Below are 21,515 nucleotides of genomic sequence, written 5' to 3' on the forward strand. Positions count from 1 at the left end.
AAAGAGGAAGCAAAGTGACCACTACTAAAATCTTTACATCTGTTTACCGATGCCTTTTGTAAGGTTTAACATAAATGCTAATCCTTTTCTAGTGTCTTCATCTTTAAGAAGTTTTAGCATACCAAAAAGGCTGGGGATTTCATTTTTGGCACTTTCACGTTTTGCATATCTAACTGCATTTTCTGTTACAAAACCGGCTGTTGCTATATTATCTATAGAGTGAACCATCTTCTCAACTATCGGAGTAGTAGTCATCTCTATCTGGTCAGATACTACAGCAAGCAAATCAATAAGATTATCGATCCTTCCTGTTTGCACTAACATTGTCATCTTGTCTTCAATCTCTTGCATCTCAGCACTTTTTTTTGTTTGTATTACTTCGCTCATAGTAACCTCCTATAACATACCGCGTGCGGCAGCCCAATATAAACTTTTGTTAAAACCTAAGCGTACAAAACTACCTAGTTTACTACAAGGAGTCGGTTTAACATCTTCTTCGTAGTCATACCAAAGTGGCATACCACACTGTAATCCCATCTGTGCGATAGCGATTACTTTACCGTCATAAGATTCAGTTGGATATCCAAAACGCATCTCTGCTGCGATATTATCTACAAGAACATCTACTTGATTATGAATAGTTCCACCTGCTTTAGAAACAGATAAATCAACAGTGTCACCAAGAGTGTAGACGTTATCAAGACCCTTAACTTTAAGAGTCTTTTTGTCTGTTGGCAACCAACCTTCATCATCAAGAGCTTTAGATAGACCTGACTTACGAATCACTTCAGCTGCAATAAATGGTGGTGTTGACATAAGGATATCAAACTCCATTTTTTCGCCTTCTTCAGAATAAGCAGTCTTAGTTTTAGGATCAACTTTTGCAAGTGTGAAACTTGTTTTATGTTTTACATTTATACTGTCAAAAATCATTGGAAGAACATCAGAAGTCGGAGCTTGTAAGAAAAGTCCATTTTCTACTGCTTGAGATTTTGTAGGGTAAGTATAAATAATCTCTATGTCATCTCTGATACCTTTTTCAGTTAGGTAATCATGTAACATCATAGTTGTCTCAACTGGTGCGATTCCACACTGGTGAGGGATGTTTGGAGTCTTAGGAAAGTTTACAGTAACTAGAACTCTTCCTTTTTTAAGTGCTGCAAACTTTTTAGCTAATTTCTTAGCACCTTCATAACTATAGAACCAATCACCACCTTCTTGTAGCCCTGGAATTCTGTCAGCGGCAACTTCACATCCAGTAGCTAAAACAAGATAGTCGTAGTTATATTTTGTACCACTTTTACCTTTTACATAGTTCGACTTTGCATTGATCTCAACAGCTTTGTCAACTATAAAATCAACTTCTAACATAAGTAGAGAACGTTGATCTCGGATAAACTCATGACCTGCAGCCTTATGAAATGCAACATACATTGCTCCAGGGCGATATACATGGATCTTTGAGTCAGAAATCATTGTTATTTCTACTTCTCCACGATTAATCTCTGGCATAAGTTTATTTGCAAGATTGTTAGCGGTCATGGTTCCTGCTGTACCACCACCAACTATAAGAATTTGCTTTTTCATATATCACTCCTTTTATTTGCACTTAACAATGGTAACGGATAATCAAAAGGTATTAATAAGGAGTGTATAAGGTTTTAATAAGGTTTTTAAGAGATATTTAGACGGTAGCCCAGTCCTTTGAGGTTTTCAACTAAATCACCGTAAATCTTTTTGCGAAGACCTACGACTACCATTCGTATAGCATCTGCACTAACAGGCTCTTCATAGATATTTTGCTCAATCATCTCCAATCCTACAAGGCTGTGAGGATTTTTTAGCAGGAGTTCAAGAAGTTGTAACTCTTTTTTTGTGAGTTTTACAGGCTCTAACTCTTCTTTATAGACCATTCTTTTTTGAGCATCGTAGTAAAAACCTTCTCCAAGATTTGAGATGGGCTTTATGGATTGTGCATCTGGCATGTGTGAAGATATGGCTACAAGAAGTTCATCTATATCTATAGGTTTTTTCAGATAAAAGTGAACACCTGATTCAACTGCACGATTTAAGTAGGGGTTAGAGTTAAAGGCTGTCATAACAATTCTTAGAGTGTATGGTGAGATAACGGATATCTTTTGCAAAAAGCTTAGTCCATCAACTTCTGGCATCTGAATATCGGCTATGACTATATCGCATGGTGAAGAAGTAAAGATATCTAAAGCATCCATAGCATTTGAAGCACCTTTGACATCTTTGAAATAAATTTTAAGTACTCTTACAAGCCATTTTAGTGTACTTGGGTCATCTTCCGCAACCAAGACAGTGTGAGATGCTAAACGCTTGTGAATAGTTTGCATATTATTGTAACTCCTGACATTTTAATTCTATGCAAAATTTTGTACCATCATTATGATTTTGTACAGTTAGGTACCCTTGCATGTGATGCTCAATGATTACTTTGGACATATAGAGGCCTATTCCGCTTCCATTTTCACGTGTAGTAAAGTATGGATCAAATATCTTTTCAATATTTTCTTCATCTATTCCACCTCCGTTATCCAAGATACAGATATTTAACCTGCCATCATAAAAAGTTAGCTTTATCTCTATTAGAGCATTATTTTTGTTCTTTGCTACAACAGCTGTCATAGCATTATGAACTATGTTCATAATTACCTGTTTAAACTCATTTGGAAATCCGACAACATTTCTTGGAACTCCATTTTCAAGTATGATTTTAATGTCAATAGAGTTAGCTTTTAACTGAACATCTATAAGACGAATAGCATCTTCGATGCTGTTTAGAACATCAAAGGACTCTTTTATCTTTGAGATGCGAAAGAAACTGCTAAAGTCGTCGATGGTTTGAGACATATAGTTAATCTTCTCCATAATCTCCTCTTCAATCTCTTCTAGCATCTCTTTGTTTAGCATATTGTTATCAGATATATGTCTTAAGCCTTGAACGATTAGGCCTAGGCCGTTGAGGGGTTGTCTCCATTGATGGGCTATAGAGTCAATCATCTCACCCATAGCGGCCAGTCTTGACTGATGACACATGATCTCATACTGCTCAGTCCGCTTGGCTACTTCAATCTCAACTTGTTTTTTTAACTCGTCTTGATACTTTATATCTTGTGTGATATCTGAAGTTATCATAACGATTTCATTACGACTTTTTAGGTAACTAAGTGACATACTTGCATTTAGGTGTTCGCCTGATTTTGTAATACAGACTTTACGAAAGTTTTGAATACTTCCATATTTTATGGCCTTTTGGACTGCAGTCTCAGAAGCAGCGGCATATTCTGGAGATGATAAAGAGATACAAGACTCAGTATATAGTTCTTCCATCGTGTAGCCCATCATGTCTTGAAAAAATTTGTTTGCGTAAAGAAACATTCCGTTGTGGTCAAGAATAGAGATACCGTTTGCCGCCATATCAAAGACAGCTTGAAGTTCTTCCTTTTTTGACATCAGATCATTAACAGTCTGCTTTAGCTGAGACTCGACACTATCCATTTTAACCGCCTAAATAATTGGGTAAGAGATATTATAGTGTAATTTTCTACATAACGTTAAGTCAAACTTAACGTTAAGATAGATAAGTTTTAGTGTTTGATGATGATTTTGAAGAGTGCACCGGAGTCTGTGTTTTTTACGCTGATAGTGCCATTGTGTTTTTTAACGATTTGAGAACTCATATATAGACCTATTCCTGTCCCGTTAGAGTCTTGTTTAGTTGTGATGTGTGGATTGAATATTCTAGAAATCACATGATTTGAAATACCTTGGGCATTATCTTCAAACTCTATGATGCTCTTATCTTCATCCGTATAAGTTTTTATAGTTATATCTCTATTGGAAATATTTTTTTCGTTAAACGCATCTATAGAATTACTTAGAAGATTTAAAAACAGATGTTTAAACTCATTTATAAAACCATATATTTTGATGTCATCTTTTATATCAGTTTTTAAGTTTACAGTATTTTTTATAAGCTCATCTCTCATAAGAACTTCTACACTGTTTATGCAATCTTCAAGTAAAAACTCTTCACTGTCTTTTGAAGGTCTGAAAAAAGTTCTAAACTCATTTAGAGTAGTAACCATATGCTCTATCTGAGTATGAGCAGTTTCTGTAATATCATCTATATAAGCTTCGTCAACTATACCATCTTTAAAATCGTCTTTTAACATATCATTCATCATGCTCAGAGAGTTTAAAGGCTGCTTCCATTGGTGAGCTACTGCATCCATCATCTCGCCCATAGCGGCCATTTTTGACTGCTGGCGAAGCATCTTGTCTTTTTGGGTACTTGTCTCGTTGATGACTACAGTTCTTTTATCAACTTGTTTTAAAAAAGCGGAGTGGTTTTTTTGGAGTTTGGAGTTTTTCTTTTTTTGTTCTTCGTAGAGCTCTATGAGGTGGTGGGTTTGCTCTCTAAGCCTATGATTAGAGAGCTTAGAGAGAACTATTATTTCGTCAATGAGTTTTTGATTTTCATCTTCATTCATTTGTTTTTAGCTAAAAGCCCTGTTTAAAGCACAAAACATCGCTTTGATAGAAGCAGTAGCAATATCGTTGTCTTTGCCAACACCATAACAAGAGAGAATATCTTTACTTTGAATCTCTATGTAAGCAACAGCTTTGGCAGTGCTTTTGTCTCCACACGAATGCTCAGAATATGAGTTTATAGTAAATTCATTTTTATAATCTTTCATCAAAGCATTTTTGCATGCATCAATAGGACCGTTGCCTTCAGCCTGTGCTACTATTTTTTCTCCATTGTACTTATAAGTTAAAGTGCAAGTCGAAACTTTTTTATTAGTAGACAGTGTTACATCAATTAAAGATATATGTTTCTTTATATTGAAGTATGTATCTTTAAATATTTCTAATATTTCTTCTGCTTCAAGCTCTCTGCCTTTTTCATCAGTTACTGCTTGGACTATACGACCAATCTCTGGATGCATAGCTTTTGGAAGCTGATAACCAAAGTTTTTCTCTAAGATAAATGCTATTCCGCCTTTTCCAGACTGTGAGTTAATACGTATGATACTCTCATAAGTTCTTCCCACATCTTGAGGATCAATCGGTAAATATGGAACTTCCCAAAAGCTGTCTACACTATTTTTTTGATATGCAAGACCTTTGTTTATGGCATCTTGGTGTGAACCGGAGAATGCTGTATAAACTAATTCACCTACATAAGGGTGACGAGCATGCGTAACCATTTCCGTACATCTCTCAACTACATCTAAAACTTCATTTATATCTGAAAAGTCTAGCTCTGGGTTTACACCCTGAGTTAACATATTAAGAGCAAGGGTAATCATGTCGACATTACCAGTTCTTTCACCATTACTTAAAAGTGTTCCCTCAACTCTGTCTGCACCTGCTAAAAGTGCCAATTCAGTCGCAGCGATAGAAGTTCCTCTGTCATTATGAGTGTGAGTTGAGATGATTACATTCTCACGGTTATCTAAGTGATTGGCCATCCACTCAATCTGGTCAGCATAAACATTAGGTGTCGCCATCTCTACTGTTGCAGGAAGGTTGATAATAACCTTTCTTGTGGACGAAATGCCCCATCTTGCAGTTACAGCATTTGAAATCTCTGCCGCAAACTCTAGCTCAGTTCCAGTAAAACTCTCAGGTGAGTACTCTAAAAATATCTCTCCATCATGTTCTTTTTCATATTTTTTAACTAAGTCAACACCCTCTAATGCTAAAACAACAATCTCTTCCTTGCTCTTACCAAATACTATTTTTCTTTGAGCAGTAGAAGTAGAGTTGTATAGATGCACAGTCGCTTTTTTAACACCACTAAGTGCTTCAAAGGTTTTAGCTATCAAATGTTCTCTTGCTTGAACTAAAACCTGAATCGTTACATCATCAGGAATTAATTTGTCATCAACTAAACGGCGTAAGAAATCAAACTCGACTTTTGAGGCAGATGGAAATCCAACTTCAATTTCTTTGAAACCAAGTTTTAGTAAGAGTGTAAAAAGTTCAAGTTTTTTATTCATGTCCATAGGGTTGATTAGTGCTTGATTACCGTCACGTAAATCTACACTACACCATTTTGGAGCTTTTGTAATTATTTTATTTGGCCACTGTCTGTTTGGCAAATCTATTTGTGGGTAAGGGCGATATTTGCCCATTTTTACTTGATTCATTACGAATCCTTAACTTGAAATTTTTAATAACACACTCTTACATATAGTTATTAAGTTCGGAATTATAGCAAATTTATGATTAGGGTAAAAGTAGGTGTTATTAAATAGTAGCTTGTCGTAAAGTTATTGTAAAGAAAGCTCCAGCAGCTGTATTATATACATTTATAGTTCCGTGGTTCTTTTTAACAATCTGTTCGCTCATATAAAGCCCAATACCTGTGCCTTTACCCTCTGGTTTTGTAGTTACGTTTGGTTTGAAAATATCTTTGATTACTTCATTTGGAATGCCACCTGCATTATCTTCGACTTCAATGTAAATATTTGTATTTTCTTCATAGCATCTGATATTTATATTTCTATGATTTATATTTTTGTCATTAAATGAATCTATTGAATTATTTATCAGGTTTATAAAAAGGTGTTTAAATTCATTCTGATTTCCAAATATTTTAATCTCTGAATCGATGTCTATATCTAGAAGAATATTTTGCGAGATAAGTTCATCTTTCATGAGTATTCCAACGCTATTCATTGCATCTTGTATAGTAAACTCTTCATTTTTAGTTGATGGACGAAAGAAAGTGCGAAACTCATGTAACGTGCTTACCATGTGATCTATCTGCATATGTACTGTATCATTAAACTCTTTGACGTAGGCAGAATTAACTAAGCCATTTTCAAAGTCCTCTTGCATCATATCACTCATCATACTCATAGAGTTTAAAGGTTGCTTCCACTGGTGTGCAATAGCATCTATCATCTCACCCATAGAAGCCAGTCTTGATTGCTGTTCTAGTAGTTTGTCTTTTTTGGCATCTCTCTCATGAGCTATGATATTTCTTTTATCCCATTGCTTTAAGAAATACTCGTTCTGTTTGATAGTTTTTTGATTTTCTTTTTGTTCAGTAATGTAAAAATCAAGTACTGTCTGAATTTTTTCAGCGAGTTTTTTATCTGATTTTTTGGATAGGTTTACAATTTCATTTAGAAGTATTTGAGTGATTTTATTTGACATTTTTCACCAGTTAAATAGTTTTCATATATTATAGCAAAAAATGTAATCGAAAGGTATTCCCGCAAAAAGCGGGAAAAAAGATTTAAAGCCCTCAACCAAGGAGGACATGTGCGACTAGCACTGGTAAGTTGTTTTAAACTCGTAAGCAGTTGGACGACCTTCATCTGGCCATACATCACGCTCAAATCTGTAATGTCTGTATGCTTCTAAAAATTCATCAGTAAATACAGGTTTTAGGTAGTCGTTGTCACGGAAAAGAGCTTCAAGTGAACCACGAAGAGTGTGAGGCATTTGAGGAATTCCTTTTTCACGAATCTCATCTAAAGATAATTCATATAAATCTTCATCCATTGGACCTATTGGAATCTCTTTGTTTTGGATACCATCAAGACCAGCCATCATCATTACTGCAAATGCTAAATAAGGACATGCACTTGAATCTGGAAAACGCATCTCAACACGAGTAGCCATTTCACCAGCACCATAAGGGATACGGCAAGATGCAGAACGATTTTGAGAAGAGTAAGTTAAAACACTTGGTGCTTCAAACCCTGGTAATAATCTTTTGTATGAGTTAGTTGATGGGTTAGTAAATGCAGCAACTGAACGAGCATGCTTGAATATACCACCGATATAGTTAATACCCATCTCAGATACGTTTGCATAATTACCTTGTTTATAGAAAAGGTTTTTACCATCTTTCCATAGTGATTGGTGAACGTGCATACCATTTCCATTATCGCCAAACATTGGCTTAGGCATAAATGTTGCAGTTTTACCATTAAGGTGAGCAATCATTTTAATAACATATTTGTATTTTTGAACATTATCAGCTGCACCAATCATATCAGAAAAAACGATACCAATTTCGTGTTGACCTTGAGCAACTTCATGGTGACCAAGAATAACTTCTAGACCAACTTGCTCTAAAACTTGCATCATCTCAGCACGGATGTCAACAGCAGAATCTGTTGGAGCTACTGGAAAGTAACCACCCTTAGTCCCTGGTCTGTGACCTGTGTTATACATATCTGGATAAGGATTGTTTGAATTCCACTCACCCTCTTCAGTATCTATTTTGTAGCCAGCTTCATTGATATTGTCAACAAAAGTTATGCTATCAAACATAAAAAATTCATTTTCAGGACCAAAGTATGCAGTGTCTGCAATACCTAAAGAATCAGCATGTGCTAGTGTTGCTTTTGCAATTGAACGTGGACATCTTTCATATGCTTGATTTTTGTAAATATCATATACATCACAAAATACGATGATAGTTGGATCAGCAGTAAATGGATCTAAAAATGCAGTTTCAACCTCTGGTTTTAAAAGCATATCTGATTTATTGATTGGCTGCCATGCATCGATTGAAGAACCATCAAATGGTAATCCATTATTAAGTTGTCCTGCGTTTACAGCACTCATTCTATAAGTAACATGGTGCCATGTTCCTTTAATGTCTGTAAATCTAAAGTCTACAAATTGAACATCATTCTCTTCACAAAAAGTAAAAAACTCTTCTGTATTATTAACAAATTTTCCCATTCATTCTCTCCTGAAATTAAATTGCCATTAGTATATCTGATTTATATTTAATTGAATCTCTTATGTTGCTTATATTTTAATCAATATTAATTTTTTGTTTCGTTTTGTGCGAGTTGTCTTTCTCTTTTTTTGAGAAACCTGCACCTTTTTTTGTCTTTGCTTCTAATTCTAATGAATCTATAATTGAATGATAATCCATACCATTTTTTTTCATTTGCGAAAAGCAAGTGACAATAACGGCAATAGTGTTTGGAACCACACCTTTTTGTTTATAAGCTTGTAAGTTTTTTTCACTTACTTTAATTAGTTTACTGAATTTCGGAATAGTAATTTCTGCATCTAGCAGTAGTTTTTTAAAATCTATAAAAGTCATATTTGTCCTAATTGGTATAAAAATCAATATGCAAATTATAGCATATATCTATATTTTATTGACATATAGGCATAAAACATATATAATCACTATAATTTATTACTATTAGTAGTAAAAAACTTCATCAAGGAGCCACCAATGGCAAAAGAATTAAAGAAAAAAGTAGCTAAAAAAGTAGCTAAAAAAGCAGATAAGAAAAAAGTTGCAAAGAAAGTTGCAAAGAAAAAAGTAGCTAAAAAAGCAGAAAAGAAAAAAGTAGCAAAGAAAGCGGCAAAGAAAAAAGTTGCTAAAAAGTCTTCAAAGAAAAAATAAGTTTAGTCATTTAGTTTAAAACTGCAAAGTCATATTTTGCAGTTTAACTCTTTAACTATAATGGCGAATCTCTCCACCTTGTGAAGCAAATAACATAAGATTTGCAATATTAACACTTCTATCACATGCACGTTCAAGTTTACGAAGAGTCCCTAATACCTTGACATACTCTATAGATAGTTCTTTTTCACCTATAATCATAGTTAAAATTTCTTTTTCTAAGATAGAAAAAAGATCGTCATTTTTACTTTCCTCAACCATTACCTTAGTGAAAAAATCTTCTATATTACAATTGTCAAGTTGCTTGAAACATTCTAAAATGTACTCAAGAGCATTTATAGTACTTTTGTGAAGTTGTATAATAGTTGAGTTTAAAGGCTCTAAATTACACTTACTAGAAGAGTGGTCTCTCATACGAAGGGCATATTTTTTCACACCTTCACCTATCCGTACGATTTCGTTGGTCATTTTTAAGTAAGCAACTAATGATCTAAGCTCTTTTGCCTCAGGTCCATATAGAGCAAAAGTTTTTATAATTTCATTATCAATAATATCACCTTGAACAGTTATATTGCTAAGTCTGCTTTGAACATCTTTGTAAAGCTCGTCGTTACTATTTTTATAGGCCTCAAGAGATATTGTGTTAGCATCTACTATACTTGTTAGTAGATTTGACATTATCTCTCTAATTTCTTCAATTTTATTATCATATTTTGTCGACATCATTTTCCTTTGTATTCTTAAATCTCATATAGTCTTAGTAAAGCTAAAATCAACCAAATTTTCCTGTAATATACTCTTCAGTTAACTTCTCTTTTGGTGTTACGAAAAGCTCTTCTGTGCGACCAAGTTCTATTAACTCACCAAGATACATAAAACCAGTGTAGTCACTTACTCTTGCTGCTTGCTGCATATTGTGAGTTACTATAATAATAGAAACACGATCTTTAAGTTCAACGATTAACTCCTCTATACCGGCAGTTGAAATCGGATCAAGTGCAGAAGTAGGTTCATCAAATAGTAAAACTTCCGGCTCTACTGCTACAGCTCTTGCAATACATAGTCTCTGTTGTTGACCGCCTGATAGGCCGTTTGCATCATGCTTAAGTCTATCTTTAGTCTCTTTCCATACAGCTGCATCTTTTAAAGCTTTCTCAACTCTGTCTTGAAGCTCTGTTTTGTTTTTAATACCTTGAAGCCTCATACCATAGGCAACATTATCAAATATGCTCATAGGGAAGGCAGTAGGTTTTTGGAAAATCATACCTATTTGGATTCTAAGGCTTATAAGATCTTCTTTAGAAGTTAATATATTTCTATCTTTAAATATAATTTCACCATCATATTTATTCCCAGGATATAAATCATGTATACGATTAAAACTTCTAAGAAGTGTGGTTTTGCCACAACCTGAAGGCCCGATTAGTGCCGTAATGTTATTTTTAGCAATAGGCATATTTAGTGTTTTAATACTTGGAGCATCAGCAGATGCATAAGTGAATTGAAAGTCTTTAACTTCCAGTGCTTTTTCTTCTGTTATATCTACAATCGTAGCCATTACTTTCCTTTTTTCTTCATAATAAATAGTCGTCCAATTATGTTTAGAGATAAAATAAACATACTTAAAATAAATGCTGCAGCCCATCCAAGTTTTTGCCAATCTTCATATGGACTAGTTGCATAGTTGTACATTGTTACAGTCAGAGATGCTACAGGCGCATTCATATCTGTATTTAAAAAATTGTCATTAAATGATGTAAAGAGTAGTGGAGCAGTTTCACCTGCAACACGAGCCACACCAAGTAAAATACCTGTAAGTATTCCAGCCTTTGCTCCACGATAAACTACCTGTATAATAACTTTGTATTTAGGAGCACCAAGTGCAAAAGCAGCTTCTCTTAGCGTTGATGGAACAAGCTGTAACATGTCATCAGTAGTTCTAAGAATGATAGGCAACATTATAATAGTCAGAGCAATTGAACCTGCCCAACCGCTAAAGTGACCCATAGGTGCAACAATGATTGCATAAACAAAAGCTCCGATAACAATACTCGGAGCAGACATCATAATGTCTGAGATATCACGTATAGCCTCAGAGAGTTTTGACTTTTGACCATATTCACTAAGATATGTCCCCGCCATAATACCTAAAGGAACACCAACAAGTGTAGCTACTCCAACAATCATTAACTGTCCAATCAGTGCATGTTTTAAACCACCTTCTGCGTTGCCAGGAGGTGCACCTTCTTGAGTAAAAATACTCCATGTAAGTGCATCAACACCGTTTATGATTAAAACACCTAAAATCCAAAATAAAAATCCAATTCCAATCAGAGCTGACAGCGTAGATAAGACCATAACAATATTATTTATAATAATTCTTTTTTTAGTATGAGTCATTAGACTAACCTTTTTCTTCTAAGGAAGTAAAACTTTGCAACTGAGATAATGGTAAAACTAATTACAAGAAGTAAAAGTGACAACTCAAACAAAGATGAGTAGTAAAGCTCAGTATCTGCTTCAGTAAACTCATTTGCAAGTGTTACCGGAATCGAAGTCGCAGGTTGTGTTAAATCTGCAGATATTTTATGCACATTACCCATTACAAATGTTACAGCCATAGTCTCTCCGATTGCACGACCAAGAGCTAAGATAAATGAACCTATAATTCCGGCTTTAGCGTATGGGATGATAATGTCTTTTATAACATCCCATTTGGTTCCACCAAGTGCATAAGCAGACTCTTTTAATATATCTGGTGTTGTATTCATAGCATCTCTTGTTACTGCTGCCATAAATGGAAGAATCATGATTGAAAGTACGATACCAGCTGTTAACATACTTATTCCTATACCTCCAAAAACATCACGAACGATAGGCACAAAATAAAAAAGTCCCCACATTCCGTAGATAACAGATGGAATAGCAGCAAGAAGCTCTATTGATACACCAACTGGTGCTTTAAACTTCGCAGGTGCCAACTCACTTAAGAATATTGCCACCCCAATAGCTAGTGGAACCGCTAAAATCATTGCTAGAAACGTTGAGACAACAGAACCGTAAATAGCAGGAAGTGCTCCAAATTTTTCTAAATTCGGTGCCCATTTTGTGTCAGTTATAAAGTCAAAGCCAAAAGCGTTAATTGACTCGATGGAGTGTTGAAATAAAACTACAAAAATCCATGCAACAATAAGAAGTATAGCAATAGCGATTATTTTTGTAGCGTTAGCAAAAAGTTTATCTATTATTATGCTCATAAAATTTTCACCCCTTTTTTTAAGTTCGCAATTATAAAAAAGTTTGGTTACATAGAGGTTACATTTTGGAATTGTTTAGAAGATATTTTATTAAAATCAACACTTCTGTTTTTATCTATTTATTTATTTTATTCTAGCTTTGTGGTTCAAATTATAAATAGCCTTTAAAAAGAAAATTTTATTAATTTATACCTTTTGGGGTTAAAATCATATATAAATCTCTTTAAGAGCATTTAAAATTAATTTTATGATGAATAATATTGGTATTAAAAAGTGTATTTTAGTAAATTTATTTTAATCTTCTAAATAATCTAAAGAAAATCATTAAAATTGAAGAAAAAATCAAGAATAGTAGGAGTATACTGACTCCATGTAGCTGATAAATAACTTAAGATAAAAAGAAAATGAGTTAGAGATATTATACAGCTCTTAGAAAAGGAAAACATGGAAATTCAGACAGTTAAGAAGATGGAAAAAGAGGCGCTTAAGGGCAGCGGTATAGATTTTATGAGACTTGGGTTCGCACTCTTTTTTATGGTGGCAGTTCTTGCTTACAGCTTCTTGAGTCTGGGTAGTGTTCCAAATAGTATGTTTCTAGCTATTGCAGCGCTCTTTGGAGCGTATATGGCAATGAACATCGGAGCTAACGATGTTGCCAACAACGTTGGACCAGCTGTTGGTTCAAAAGCTCTTACTATGGGTGGAGCGATAGTTATTGCTGCTATTTTTGAAGCTGGTGGTGCCTTTATCGCCGGTGGTGATGTTGTAAAAACAATCAAAAAAGGTATTATTGATATAAATGCATTTGGTGGAAATGTAGATCCATTCATCTGGGCGATGATGGCTGCACTTTTAGCAGCTGCATTATGGCTAAACTTTGCAACTGCGATGAAAGCACCGGTTTCAACTACACACTCAATCGTTGGTGGTGTTATGGGTGCTGGTATTGCGGCAGCAGGGTTTAGTATAGTTGACTGGGGTACAATGGCAAAAATTGCATCTTCATGGATTATCTCACCTGTTTTAGGTGGTGTGATTGCTGCAACATTTTTGTTTGCTATTAAAAAGACAATGGTCTATAAAGAAGATAAAATAACCGCAGCCAAGATATGGGTGCCTATCTTTGTAGCCATTATGTCATGGGCATTTGTTACTTACTTAACTTTAAAAGGTCTTAAAAAGATTTGGCCTTCGATTGTTGATGTCTTGTCTTTTCTTCCAGATGAGAAAAAACCTTCATTTATTGTTGCAGCAATTTTTGGATTAATCATTGCAGCAATTGTCTACTTCATAGTTAAAAAAACTGTCACAGCCAGAGCTGCTAAACTTGATAACACTAGAGCTGGAATAAATTTACTTTTTACAGTACCTCTTATTTTTGCAGCGGCACTATTAAGTTTTGCTCATGGAGCAAATGATGTTGCAAATGCAATTGGACCATTAGCTGCGATCAGTGATGCTGTTACTACAGGTGGCATCTCTGCTAAAGCCGGAATACCTTTTTGGGTAATGGCAGTAGGAGCTTTAGGTATTGCAATTGGACTAGCTCTTTATGGACCAAAACTGATTAAAACTGTAGGTGGTGAGATAACAGAACTTGATCAGATGAGAGCATTTTCAGTAGCAATGGCTGCTTCTATAACGGTGATTATAGCTTCACAGCTTGGTCTTCCTGTTTCTTCTACTCATATTGCTATTGGTGGTATATTTGGTGTTGGTTTTTTAAGAGAGTATCTGGTTTCAACTAATCAAGAAGAGATTTTACACCAAGAGGAATTAAGTATTGAAGATGAGAAAAAAGTTTTAAAAGCATATACTAGTGAGAGAAAAACATTAGAAGATAAGAGTGATAAAACTAAAGATGATTATGAGAGAATTGTTAATCTATATAAAATGATTGATGAAGAAGAGAATAAGATTAAATCATCTAAAAAACATATTAAAAGCGTAGAAAAAGTTAAATACGTAAAAAGAGATGCAGTTAAGAAAATTATAGCAGCTTGGATAATAACAGTTCCTGCAGCCGCTCTTTTATCTGCAGCAATATTTTTTATGATTAAAGGAATTGTGCTTTAATGTTAAAGAAAATATTATTACCGACAATTTTAGTCATTCTTGCTTACGGCTTTTGGATTAGCCCAGATTTTAAAGAGATAGCAGCCGGTGTTGCTATCTTTTTATTTGGTATGTTAACTTTAGAGGAAGGTTTTAAAGCTTTTTCTGGTGGTACTTTAGAAAAGATTTTAAAAAAATCTACAGATAAACTTTATAAAAGCATTAGTTTTGGATTTGTAGCTACGGCGATAATGCAATCAAGTTCTTTGGTCTCAGTTTTAACTATATCATTTATAGGAGCAGGACTAATTGGTCTTACTCAGGGTATTGGAATAATCTTGGGTGCCAATATCGGAACAACAACCGGTGCTTGGTTAATGGCCGGATTTGGTTTGAAAGTAAAAATATCAGCTTATGCAATGCCAATGCTTGCCTTTGGTGTGATACTGATTTTCCAAAAAGCTAAATCTTTAAAAGGTATAGGGTATATATTAGCGGGACTTGGATTTTTATTTTTAGGTATCCATTATATGAAAGATGGATTTGAAGCATTTAAAAACACGGTTGATTTAGCAAGTTTTTCAGTTGATGGTTTTAAAGGTCTACTTATTTTTGTAGGAGTGGGTATTTTAGCAACTGTAGTTATGCAATCCTCACATGCTACTATAGTTCTTATTCTTGCTGCTTTATCTGTTGGTCAAATAACATATGAAAATGCTCTAGCGCTTACAATTGGTGCAAACATAGGTACAACTATTACTGCCGTTATTGGTTCATTGAGCTCAAATATAGATGGTAAACGACTCGCAGGAGCGCATTTTATTTTTAACGTAGTGACTGCTCTAGTAGCTATTGCTTTTATGAATCAAATAATGCAATTTGTAGCGATTATAAGTGATTCGATAGGAATAGCTAGCGACAATCACACACTTAGACTTGCAGTTTTTGACAGTTTCTTTAAAATAATGGGTGTGATTATGTTTATACCATTTATTGATAAGCTTGTGAAATTTCTTAATAATACACTTAAATCAAGTACATTAGAATCAGATGCAGGTTCGGATAATGCTAAATACTTAAATGATTCAGTATTAGGACTTTCAGCAACTTCTATGGCAGCTATTGTTAGAGAGACAAAGCATCTGTATGAAAATGCATTTGAGATTATCACTCACGGATTGAATATAAAAAGACATAATATAGTCTCGTCTATGCCATTGGAAGAGGTTGTGCAAGAAGAGTATTCTAAAGAAGCAATCGACATTGATGATTTTTATAATAGAAGAATAAAAGGTATATATGGCGAGATTATAGATTTTTCTACTAGAGCCCAGTCTCAAATGGAACCAGAAGATATTGAGATTCTTTACAAATTAAAGCTTGCTAATAGAGATATAGTAGAAGCTGTAAAAGACACAAAACATTTACAAAAGAATTTAGTCAAATATTCAAAAAGTACGAATGAGCATATAAAAATGCAATACAATACTATGAGAAAAGATTTGGCAGAACTTTTGAGAAATATCAATATTATTGCAACAACAGATGAAGAAGATATCATACTTATGTTACTTTCAAAAGCTAAACTGCATATTGAAAAGTATGACATTATTGCTAATGGTACACTGGATAACCTCATTAGAAAAGGTTTGATTACAAATGAGATGGCTACTTCATTGATGAATGACAGCGCTTACGCTTATAATATAAGTAAACATCTTATAGCTATGGCAAATGTGATATTTATTGATAATAATAATGATATGAAAAACATTGGTGAAGAGATGCTTATCAGTGATGATGAAGTTACTTCAATCTTAGAAAAAAAGGAGAGTACATGAGTATAAAAAACTTTATTGAGAGTGTTAGAAAGTCTTTAAGTATTGATGATTATGAGAAGTCTGGTAAAAAAAAATCTGTTAAAAACTTACTAAAGAAGTTACGTGAGAGAGAAAACAAGATTCTTAAATCCTTGAAGAAAAAGTTAGATAAAAAAGATAAAAAAGAGTTAAATGAAGAGCTTGAGATTATTGAGTTACAAATAAAAAATGGTAAAAAAATACTGGAAAAACTCAACTCTTAAAATGTGTATATATTGAAGAAACTATCAAGATAAGTAGTAGTATACTTGTTAGAGATAGTTTGAGTAAAAGAAGAATTAAATAAGGATACAAATGGCAGCAAAAGAGACAAATATGTTTGACGTAGATGGAAAACAGGTTACACTTGACGAGTTGATAAAAGAATATAAAAAATCAAAAAATCAAAAAATTATAAGAAGTAAGGCAGAAATTAAGAGAAATGATGAGCAGAAGCTCAAGCCTTACCAAGCAGAACTTATTAAACTTCAAAAATATTTAGAAGACACTTCACAAAAAATGATTATACTTTTTGAAGGTCGTGATGCTGCTGGAAAAGGTGGAACCATAAGAAGAGTTACGAGATATATGGATGAAAAACATTATCGTGTAGTTGCACTTGGAAAACCTACAGAGGAGCAAAAAACTCAATGGTTTTACCAAAAATATATTCAACACTTTCCAAGAGGTGGTGAGATAGTTCTTTTTGATAGAAGTTGGTATAACAGAGCAATGGTAGAGTCTGTTTTTGATTTTTGTACTAAAAAAGAGTTTGATGACTTTATGAATGGCGTAAAAGGGTTTGAAAATGATCTTGTTCGTCAAGGAACAATACTTGTAAAACTATACTATAGTGTAACAAAAGATGAACAGGCAAGAAGATTCTCCAGACGTAAAAATGATCCACTAAGACAGTGGAAACTTAGTGAGATAGATTTACAGGCTCAAGAGAGATGGGATGACTTCACAACTACAAAATACAATATGATAAAGCAGACTCACTCTCACAGTGCTCCTTGGACAATTATAAGATCAAAAGACAAACAACTAGCAAGACTAGAATCTTTAAAAGTAATACTTAATGCTGTTGATTATGAAGGCCGTGATGAGCATTTGAATTATTCACTAAATCCAGCTGTTGTAATATCGGGAGCTAGAGAGATTGAGATAATGGACGCACAAATTACAAGTACAGGTAAATTTATAGGATAATAAGGGGAATATAGTGAAAGAAGAAAAGATGTCAAAAAAAGAGATAAGAAAAGAAGAAGATAGAAGAAAGCTTGACCGAGACAGAAGAGAAAAAAAGAAAGATGGTAAAGTTAGAATATGGGTTAAAGCAGAAACACTGGAGTATGAAGATGAACTCTCAAAGCTACAGGTAGAACTTTTAAAATTCCAAAACCATGTAAAAGAACAAGGACTCAAAATCTTGATGATTTTTGAAGGTCGTGACGCTGCTGGCAAGGGTGGAACTATTAAAAGAATTACTGAGCATCTAAACCCAAGGGGAGCAAGAGTTGTAGCCCTTGAAAAACCAAGTGATCAAGAGCGTACTCAGTGGTATTTTCAAAGATATGTAAAACATCTGCCTAGTGCGGGTGAGATTGTACTATTTGACAGAAGTTGGTATAACAGATCAATGGTTGAGCCTGTTATGGGTTTCTGTACAGAGAGAGAGCATCATAAATTTTTAAAAGACGCACCGAAATTTGAGCAAATGATTGTAGATGAAGATATACAGATATTTAAATTTTATTTCTCAGTATCTAAAGATGAGCAAGAAAAAAGATTTAAAGCAAGAGAGACAGATCCTCTAAAGCAGTATAAGCTATCACCTGTAGATAAAGAATCACAAAAACTTTGGAATGAATACTCTCTCGCAAAATACATGATGCTTAGCGCAACTCATGTAGAATCTGCTCCATGGACAATTGTTAAGAGTGATGATAAGAAAAAAGCTAGAATCAACTGCATAAAACATATACTAAATTTTGTTGATTATCCAGATAAAATATCTAACAAAAATATAAAAGTAGACGGCGATATCATAGTATACGGAAGAGATGAGGCCATATCTATGGAGAAAATGTTTAAGTTCTCGGAAAAAAAATAGTTAGACATAAAAATTACAAAGAGGTTACAAAAATAACCTCTTTCTACAAACTCTTGTAATCACTCTGTAACATTACACATTTATAATTTCGTATCTTAAAAAATACAAAGGTATGAAAATGTTAAAGAAAATACTTGGAGTTGCATTAGTTGCAGCTGTTTCTGTTAGTTCATCTATCGCAAGCGATAAGATAAATGGTGCTGGCGCATCTTTCCCTGCTCCTCTATATTATGATTGGGCTTTTAATTATAAAAAAGAGACTAAAAATCTTGTTAACTATCAATCAATAGGTTCTGGCGGTGGAATCAAACAGATTACTAAACGTATTGTAGATTTTGGTGCATCTGATAAGCCTCTTGATTCTAAAAAACTTGGTGCAGCAAAACTTTTACAGTTCCCAGCAGTTATTGGTTCAATCGTTGTAGCATTTAACGTAGATGGAATCGCTGATGAAACTTTAAAACTTTCTAATGATGTAGTTGCAGATATCTTTGCAGGTAAAATCACTTCTTGGAATGATCCGAAAATAGCTGCTAACAATAGCGGTCTAAAACTTCCAAATCAAAAAATCATCGTTGTTCACCGTTCAGATGGAAGTGGTACTACTTATAACTTTACTTATTACCTAAGTGGAAGTTCACAGAACTGGAAAAATAGTTTTGGTACTGGTAAAGCTGTTGACTGGGCTGTTGGAATCGGTGGGAAAGGTAACGAGGGTGTTGCCAACTTAGTTAAGCAGACTCCTTATTCAATCGGTTACATTGAAAACGCTTATAAAGAGAAAAATAACTTAAGTGCAGCTATACTCAAAACTGCAAATGGTAAATGGGTAAAAGCTACTGAAGATAACTTCAAAGCTGCTGCTAAATATGCAAGCTGGACTAAAGAAGATAACTTCTATGCAATGTTAGCTCTACAGCCTGGTGATACTTCTTACCCGATTGTTGCTGCTACATTTATTTTACTTCCAACTGAGACTCCTGCTATGAATAAAAAAGTAACAGAGTTTTATGATTATGCTTTCAAAAATGGTGACGCTTCAGCTAAAAAGCTAGGTTATATTCCACTTCCAGAAGCAACTAAAAAAATGATTAGAGAATATTGGGCGGCTAATATCAAATAATTATTTCTATAACTTTCATTCATTCTCCTTAAAAGTTCTTGCATCGAGACAATGCAAGAACACTCCTAACAGTTAAAACTTTTAAACCAATCATCCGGTCTGTTTGAAAACGGATTTTGTCTATGGAATTCCTCTTCATCTAAAGAAAATCTATAATTTTTCATATATGTTTGTATGATTTTATATGCTTCATTAATCTCTCTGAATTTTTCATTACTACCATCAGGCATATCTGGATGATACTGTTTTGATAATCTCTGATATTGGTTTTTAAGGTCAGCATGAGTTATTCGTGTCATTATATTTAAAGTCTCAAGAGCTTTTTCAAAATCTTTGTATCTCATACTTCTCCTTTAAGTGTTTGTATATTTTACCTTTATTCTTGACATAAGAGTTTTAAAATCATAACATAGTAAGGATATTTAATTTTCAAGTGAACAAGGAATGTAATGAGAAGCAAAATAATAAATTTAATCTTGATAGTATCAATTCTATCAGCTACATCATTGATGGCTAGGTTTAAAGAGACAGAAGCATTACTCTCAGAAGCTAAAAGAGAGGTTGGTGAGATGACACCTCAAGAATTAAAGAAAATGATCGATAGTGAAGAAGAAGTAATAGTCCTTGATGTAAGAGAGATTGAACAAAGAGCAGAAGGTAAAATTTATGCGGATGACAGCTATGCTATAACTCGTTGTAATTTAGAGTTTCAGACGATGAAAATAATTGAAAATAAAGATGCTATTATCGTTAGCTACTGTCGAGGCGGGATTCGTAGTGCATTCGCAGCACAAACATTAAGAAAACTTGGATATAAAAATGCTACAAGTCTAAAGGGTGGTCTCAAAGCTTGGGCAAAAGCCGGTTATGTGATTGAGACAGGGCTTGGAGTAACAAAATTAGTAAAGGATAAGGAATGACTACTATTATTTTAAATCATCAGCCCTATGACGGTACTGATATAACATGGAATGCACTAAGACTGGCTAAGACACTTTTTAAAAGTGGAGAAAAAGTCAATTTATTTTTAATGAATGACGCTGTTGATTTAGCTCGTGATAAAACAACTAAACCAGATAGTTACGATTATGACTTGGTTGAGATGCTAAAGAAGATGTATGCCAATGGAGTGTCCCTTCAAGTATGCGGTACATGTAACGCTCGTTGCGGCATATTTAAAAATGAGCCATATTTTGATGAAAAAGTAACTTCAACTATGCAAGTGCTTGCTGACTGGGTTATAGAGAGTGATAAAGTTATAAGTTTTTAACCAAAGTAAAAATAATCTTATTTGGTGTTGTCAAACTGATAGACAACACCTTTTTCATAATCTTCTACTAAAATATTGAAGCATCCTGCAATCTCTTTCATAGTCTCTATATTTGGTTCTATATAAATCTTATTTTTATTTTTTGTCATAGTAATTATTTTTGCATCTTTTAACTCTTTTAAATGACGAGAGATTGTAGGAAGTGCAAAATCAAAATGTTCTGCGATGCTAGTAACACAAGTGGCTTGAGCGATAATATCATCTTTTGGTTTAGAGTCATCAATTGAACAAGCATATCCGCCAGTGAAAATATTTTTAAAAATCATAAACCTTGTCTCATTACCAAGGGCTTTGAAAATCTTAATCTTATCATTCATATCTAGCATCTAATAACCTTGTATATAA

General features: G+C 34.0%; 24 protein-coding genes. 9 read left to right on the plus strand and 15 right to left on the minus strand.

The window, feature by feature from the left end:
• Positions 1–33 precede the first annotated feature (33 nt).
• The 9 genes from SMGD1_RS07995 to SMGD1_RS08035 form a co-directional block, all read right to left on the minus strand.
• On the minus strand, positions 34–387 hold the full coding sequence (locus SMGD1_RS07995; protein WP_008335126.1) for a DUF1641 domain-containing protein: 354 nt from the start codon (positions 385–387) through the stop codon (positions 34–36).
• A gap of 9 nt (positions 388–396) precedes the next feature.
• Positions 397–1,587, minus strand: coding sequence for an NAD(P)/FAD-dependent oxidoreductase (locus SMGD1_RS08000; RefSeq protein WP_008335677.1), 1,191 nt, complete (start codon positions 1,585–1,587; stop codon positions 397–399).
• Positions 1,588–1,673: 86 nt separating this feature from the next.
• Positions 1,674–2,360 (minus strand): response regulator transcription factor, encoded by a 687-nt coding sequence (locus SMGD1_RS08005; RefSeq protein WP_008336347.1) that lies wholly within the window; start codon positions 2,358–2,360, stop codon positions 1,674–1,676.
• A 1-nt stretch (position 2,361) separates the two neighbouring features.
• Positions 2,362–3,525, minus strand: a complete 1,164-nt coding sequence (locus SMGD1_RS08010) for a PAS domain-containing sensor histidine kinase (protein WP_008335881.1) — start codon at positions 3,523–3,525, stop codon at positions 2,362–2,364.
• Positions 3,526–3,614: 89 nt separating this feature from the next.
• Positions 3,615–4,520: a sensor histidine kinase gene (locus tag SMGD1_RS08015; RefSeq protein WP_008335430.1), complete on the minus strand. Its 906-nt coding sequence runs from the start codon at positions 4,518–4,520 to the stop codon at positions 3,615–3,617.
• 6 nt (positions 4,521–4,526) lie between these two features.
• The gene (leuA, locus tag SMGD1_RS08020; RefSeq protein WP_008336123.1) at positions 4,527–6,185 is read right to left on the minus strand and encodes a 2-isopropylmalate synthase; all 1,659 of its coding nucleotides are present in this window, start codon (positions 6,183–6,185) and stop codon (positions 4,527–4,529) included.
• A gap of 100 nt (positions 6,186–6,285) precedes the next feature.
• The gene (locus SMGD1_RS08025) at positions 6,286–7,200 is read right to left on the minus strand and encodes a sensor histidine kinase (protein WP_008336243.1); all 915 of its coding nucleotides are present in this window, start codon (positions 7,198–7,200) and stop codon (positions 6,286–6,288) included.
• A 114-nt stretch (positions 7,201–7,314) separates the two neighbouring features.
• Positions 7,315–8,745: a type I glutamate--ammonia ligase gene (gene glnA / locus SMGD1_RS08030; protein ID WP_008336778.1), complete on the minus strand. Its 1,431-nt coding sequence runs from the start codon at positions 8,743–8,745 to the stop codon at positions 7,315–7,317.
• 76 nt (positions 8,746–8,821) lie between these two features.
• The gene (locus SMGD1_RS08035) at positions 8,822–9,118 is read right to left on the minus strand and encodes a hypothetical protein (RefSeq protein WP_008336969.1); all 297 of its coding nucleotides are present in this window, start codon (positions 9,116–9,118) and stop codon (positions 8,822–8,824) included.
• Positions 9,119–9,256: 138 nt separating this feature from the next.
• Between SMGD1_RS08035 and SMGD1_RS08040 the strand changes: the two genes are divergently transcribed.
• Positions 9,257–9,430, plus strand: coding sequence for a hypothetical protein (locus SMGD1_RS08040; protein ID WP_008335613.1), 174 nt, complete (start codon positions 9,257–9,259; stop codon positions 9,428–9,430).
• Positions 9,431–9,481: 51 nt separating this feature from the next.
• Here the strand turns inward: SMGD1_RS08040 and SMGD1_RS08045 are convergent, their stop codons facing one another.
• Genes SMGD1_RS08045 through pstC form a run of 4 tightly spaced genes read right to left on the minus strand, consistent with a single transcriptional unit; the run spans position 9,482 to position 12,687 of the window.
• Positions 9,482–10,153 (minus strand): phosphate signaling complex PhoU family protein, encoded by a 672-nt coding sequence (locus SMGD1_RS08045; RefSeq protein WP_008336110.1) that lies wholly within the window; start codon positions 10,151–10,153, stop codon positions 9,482–9,484.
• Positions 10,154–10,202: 49 nt separating this feature from the next.
• On the minus strand, positions 10,203–10,988 hold the full coding sequence (gene pstB, locus SMGD1_RS08050) for a phosphate ABC transporter ATP-binding protein PstB (protein WP_008335417.1): 786 nt from the start codon (positions 10,986–10,988) through the stop codon (positions 10,203–10,205).
• Complete coding sequence (pstA, locus tag SMGD1_RS08055; RefSeq protein WP_008335095.1) at positions 10,988–11,830, minus strand: phosphate ABC transporter permease PstA; 843 nt, start codon at positions 11,828–11,830, stop codon at positions 10,988–10,990. The genes pstB and pstA overlap by 1 nt, the downstream gene beginning before the upstream one ends.
• Positions 11,830–12,687 carry a phosphate ABC transporter permease subunit PstC gene (gene pstC, locus SMGD1_RS08060; protein ID WP_008335407.1) on the minus strand — a complete coding sequence of 286 codons (858 nt, stop codon included), beginning with the start codon at positions 12,685–12,687 and terminating at the stop codon, positions 11,830–11,832. The genes pstA and pstC overlap by 1 nt, the downstream gene beginning before the upstream one ends.
• Before the next feature lie 444 nt (positions 12,688–13,131).
• Between pstC and SMGD1_RS08065 the strand changes: the two genes are divergently transcribed.
• The 6 genes from SMGD1_RS08065 to pstS all read left to right on the plus strand — a co-directional run bounded on the left by SMGD1_RS08065 (position 13,132) and on the right by pstS (position 19,840).
• Positions 13,132–14,763 carry an inorganic phosphate transporter gene (locus SMGD1_RS08065; protein ID WP_008335003.1) on the plus strand — a complete coding sequence of 544 codons (1,632 nt, stop codon included), beginning with the start codon at positions 13,132–13,134 and terminating at the stop codon, positions 14,761–14,763.
• Positions 14,763–16,583 carry a Na/Pi cotransporter family protein gene (locus SMGD1_RS08070; RefSeq protein ID WP_008336739.1) on the plus strand — a complete coding sequence of 607 codons (1,821 nt, stop codon included), beginning with the start codon at positions 14,763–14,765 and terminating at the stop codon, positions 16,581–16,583. The genes SMGD1_RS08065 and SMGD1_RS08070 overlap by 1 nt, the downstream gene beginning before the upstream one ends.
• Positions 16,580–16,825 carry a hypothetical protein gene (locus tag SMGD1_RS08075; RefSeq protein ID WP_008336019.1) on the plus strand — a complete coding sequence of 82 codons (246 nt, stop codon included), beginning with the start codon at positions 16,580–16,582 and terminating at the stop codon, positions 16,823–16,825. The genes SMGD1_RS08070 and SMGD1_RS08075 overlap by 4 nt, the downstream gene beginning before the upstream one ends.
• A gap of 91 nt (positions 16,826–16,916) precedes the next feature.
• Positions 16,917–17,813, plus strand: coding sequence for a polyphosphate kinase 2 (ppk2, locus tag SMGD1_RS08080; RefSeq protein WP_008335940.1), 897 nt, complete (start codon positions 16,917–16,919; stop codon positions 17,811–17,813).
• A gap of 28 nt (positions 17,814–17,841) precedes the next feature.
• The gene (ppk2, locus tag SMGD1_RS08085; protein ID WP_394357047.1) at positions 17,842–18,717 is read left to right on the plus strand and encodes a polyphosphate kinase 2; all 876 of its coding nucleotides are present in this window, start codon (positions 17,842–17,844) and stop codon (positions 18,715–18,717) included.
• A 118-nt stretch (positions 18,718–18,835) separates the two neighbouring features.
• On the plus strand, positions 18,836–19,840 hold the full coding sequence (pstS, locus tag SMGD1_RS08090; protein ID WP_008336779.1) for a phosphate ABC transporter substrate-binding protein PstS: 1,005 nt from the start codon (positions 18,836–18,838) through the stop codon (positions 19,838–19,840).
• Positions 19,841–19,905: 65 nt separating this feature from the next.
• On the opposite strand, the gene SMGD1_RS08095 is transcribed toward pstS, so the two are convergent.
• Positions 19,906–20,184, minus strand: coding sequence for a DnaJ domain-containing protein (locus SMGD1_RS08095; protein WP_008336369.1), 279 nt, complete (start codon positions 20,182–20,184; stop codon positions 19,906–19,908).
• Positions 20,185–20,289: 105 nt separating this feature from the next.
• On the opposite strand from SMGD1_RS08095, the gene SMGD1_RS08100 reads away from it, so the two are divergent.
• Both SMGD1_RS08100 and SMGD1_RS08105 read left to right on the plus strand, forming a co-directional pair.
• Positions 20,290–20,760 (plus strand): rhodanese-like domain-containing protein, encoded by a 471-nt coding sequence (locus SMGD1_RS08100; RefSeq protein WP_008336131.1) that lies wholly within the window; start codon positions 20,290–20,292, stop codon positions 20,758–20,760.
• Positions 20,757–21,110, plus strand: coding sequence for a DsrE/DsrF/TusD sulfur relay family protein (locus SMGD1_RS08105; protein ID WP_008335949.1), 354 nt, complete (start codon positions 20,757–20,759; stop codon positions 21,108–21,110). The genes SMGD1_RS08100 and SMGD1_RS08105 overlap by 4 nt, the downstream gene beginning before the upstream one ends.
• A 17-nt stretch (positions 21,111–21,127) precedes the next feature.
• Here SMGD1_RS08105 and SMGD1_RS08110 read toward each other — a convergent pair whose 3' ends face one another.
• The gene (locus tag SMGD1_RS08110; RefSeq protein WP_008336021.1) at positions 21,128–21,496 is read right to left on the minus strand and encodes an ArsR/SmtB family transcription factor; all 369 of its coding nucleotides are present in this window, start codon (positions 21,494–21,496) and stop codon (positions 21,128–21,130) included.
• Positions 21,497–21,515 lie beyond the last annotated feature (19 nt).

Origin of the sequence: Sulfurimonas gotlandica GD1 (genome assembly GCF_000242915.1) — a bacterium.
Lineage (GTDB): Bacteria > Campylobacterota > Campylobacteria > Campylobacterales > Sulfurimonadaceae > Sulfurimonas > Sulfurimonas gotlandica.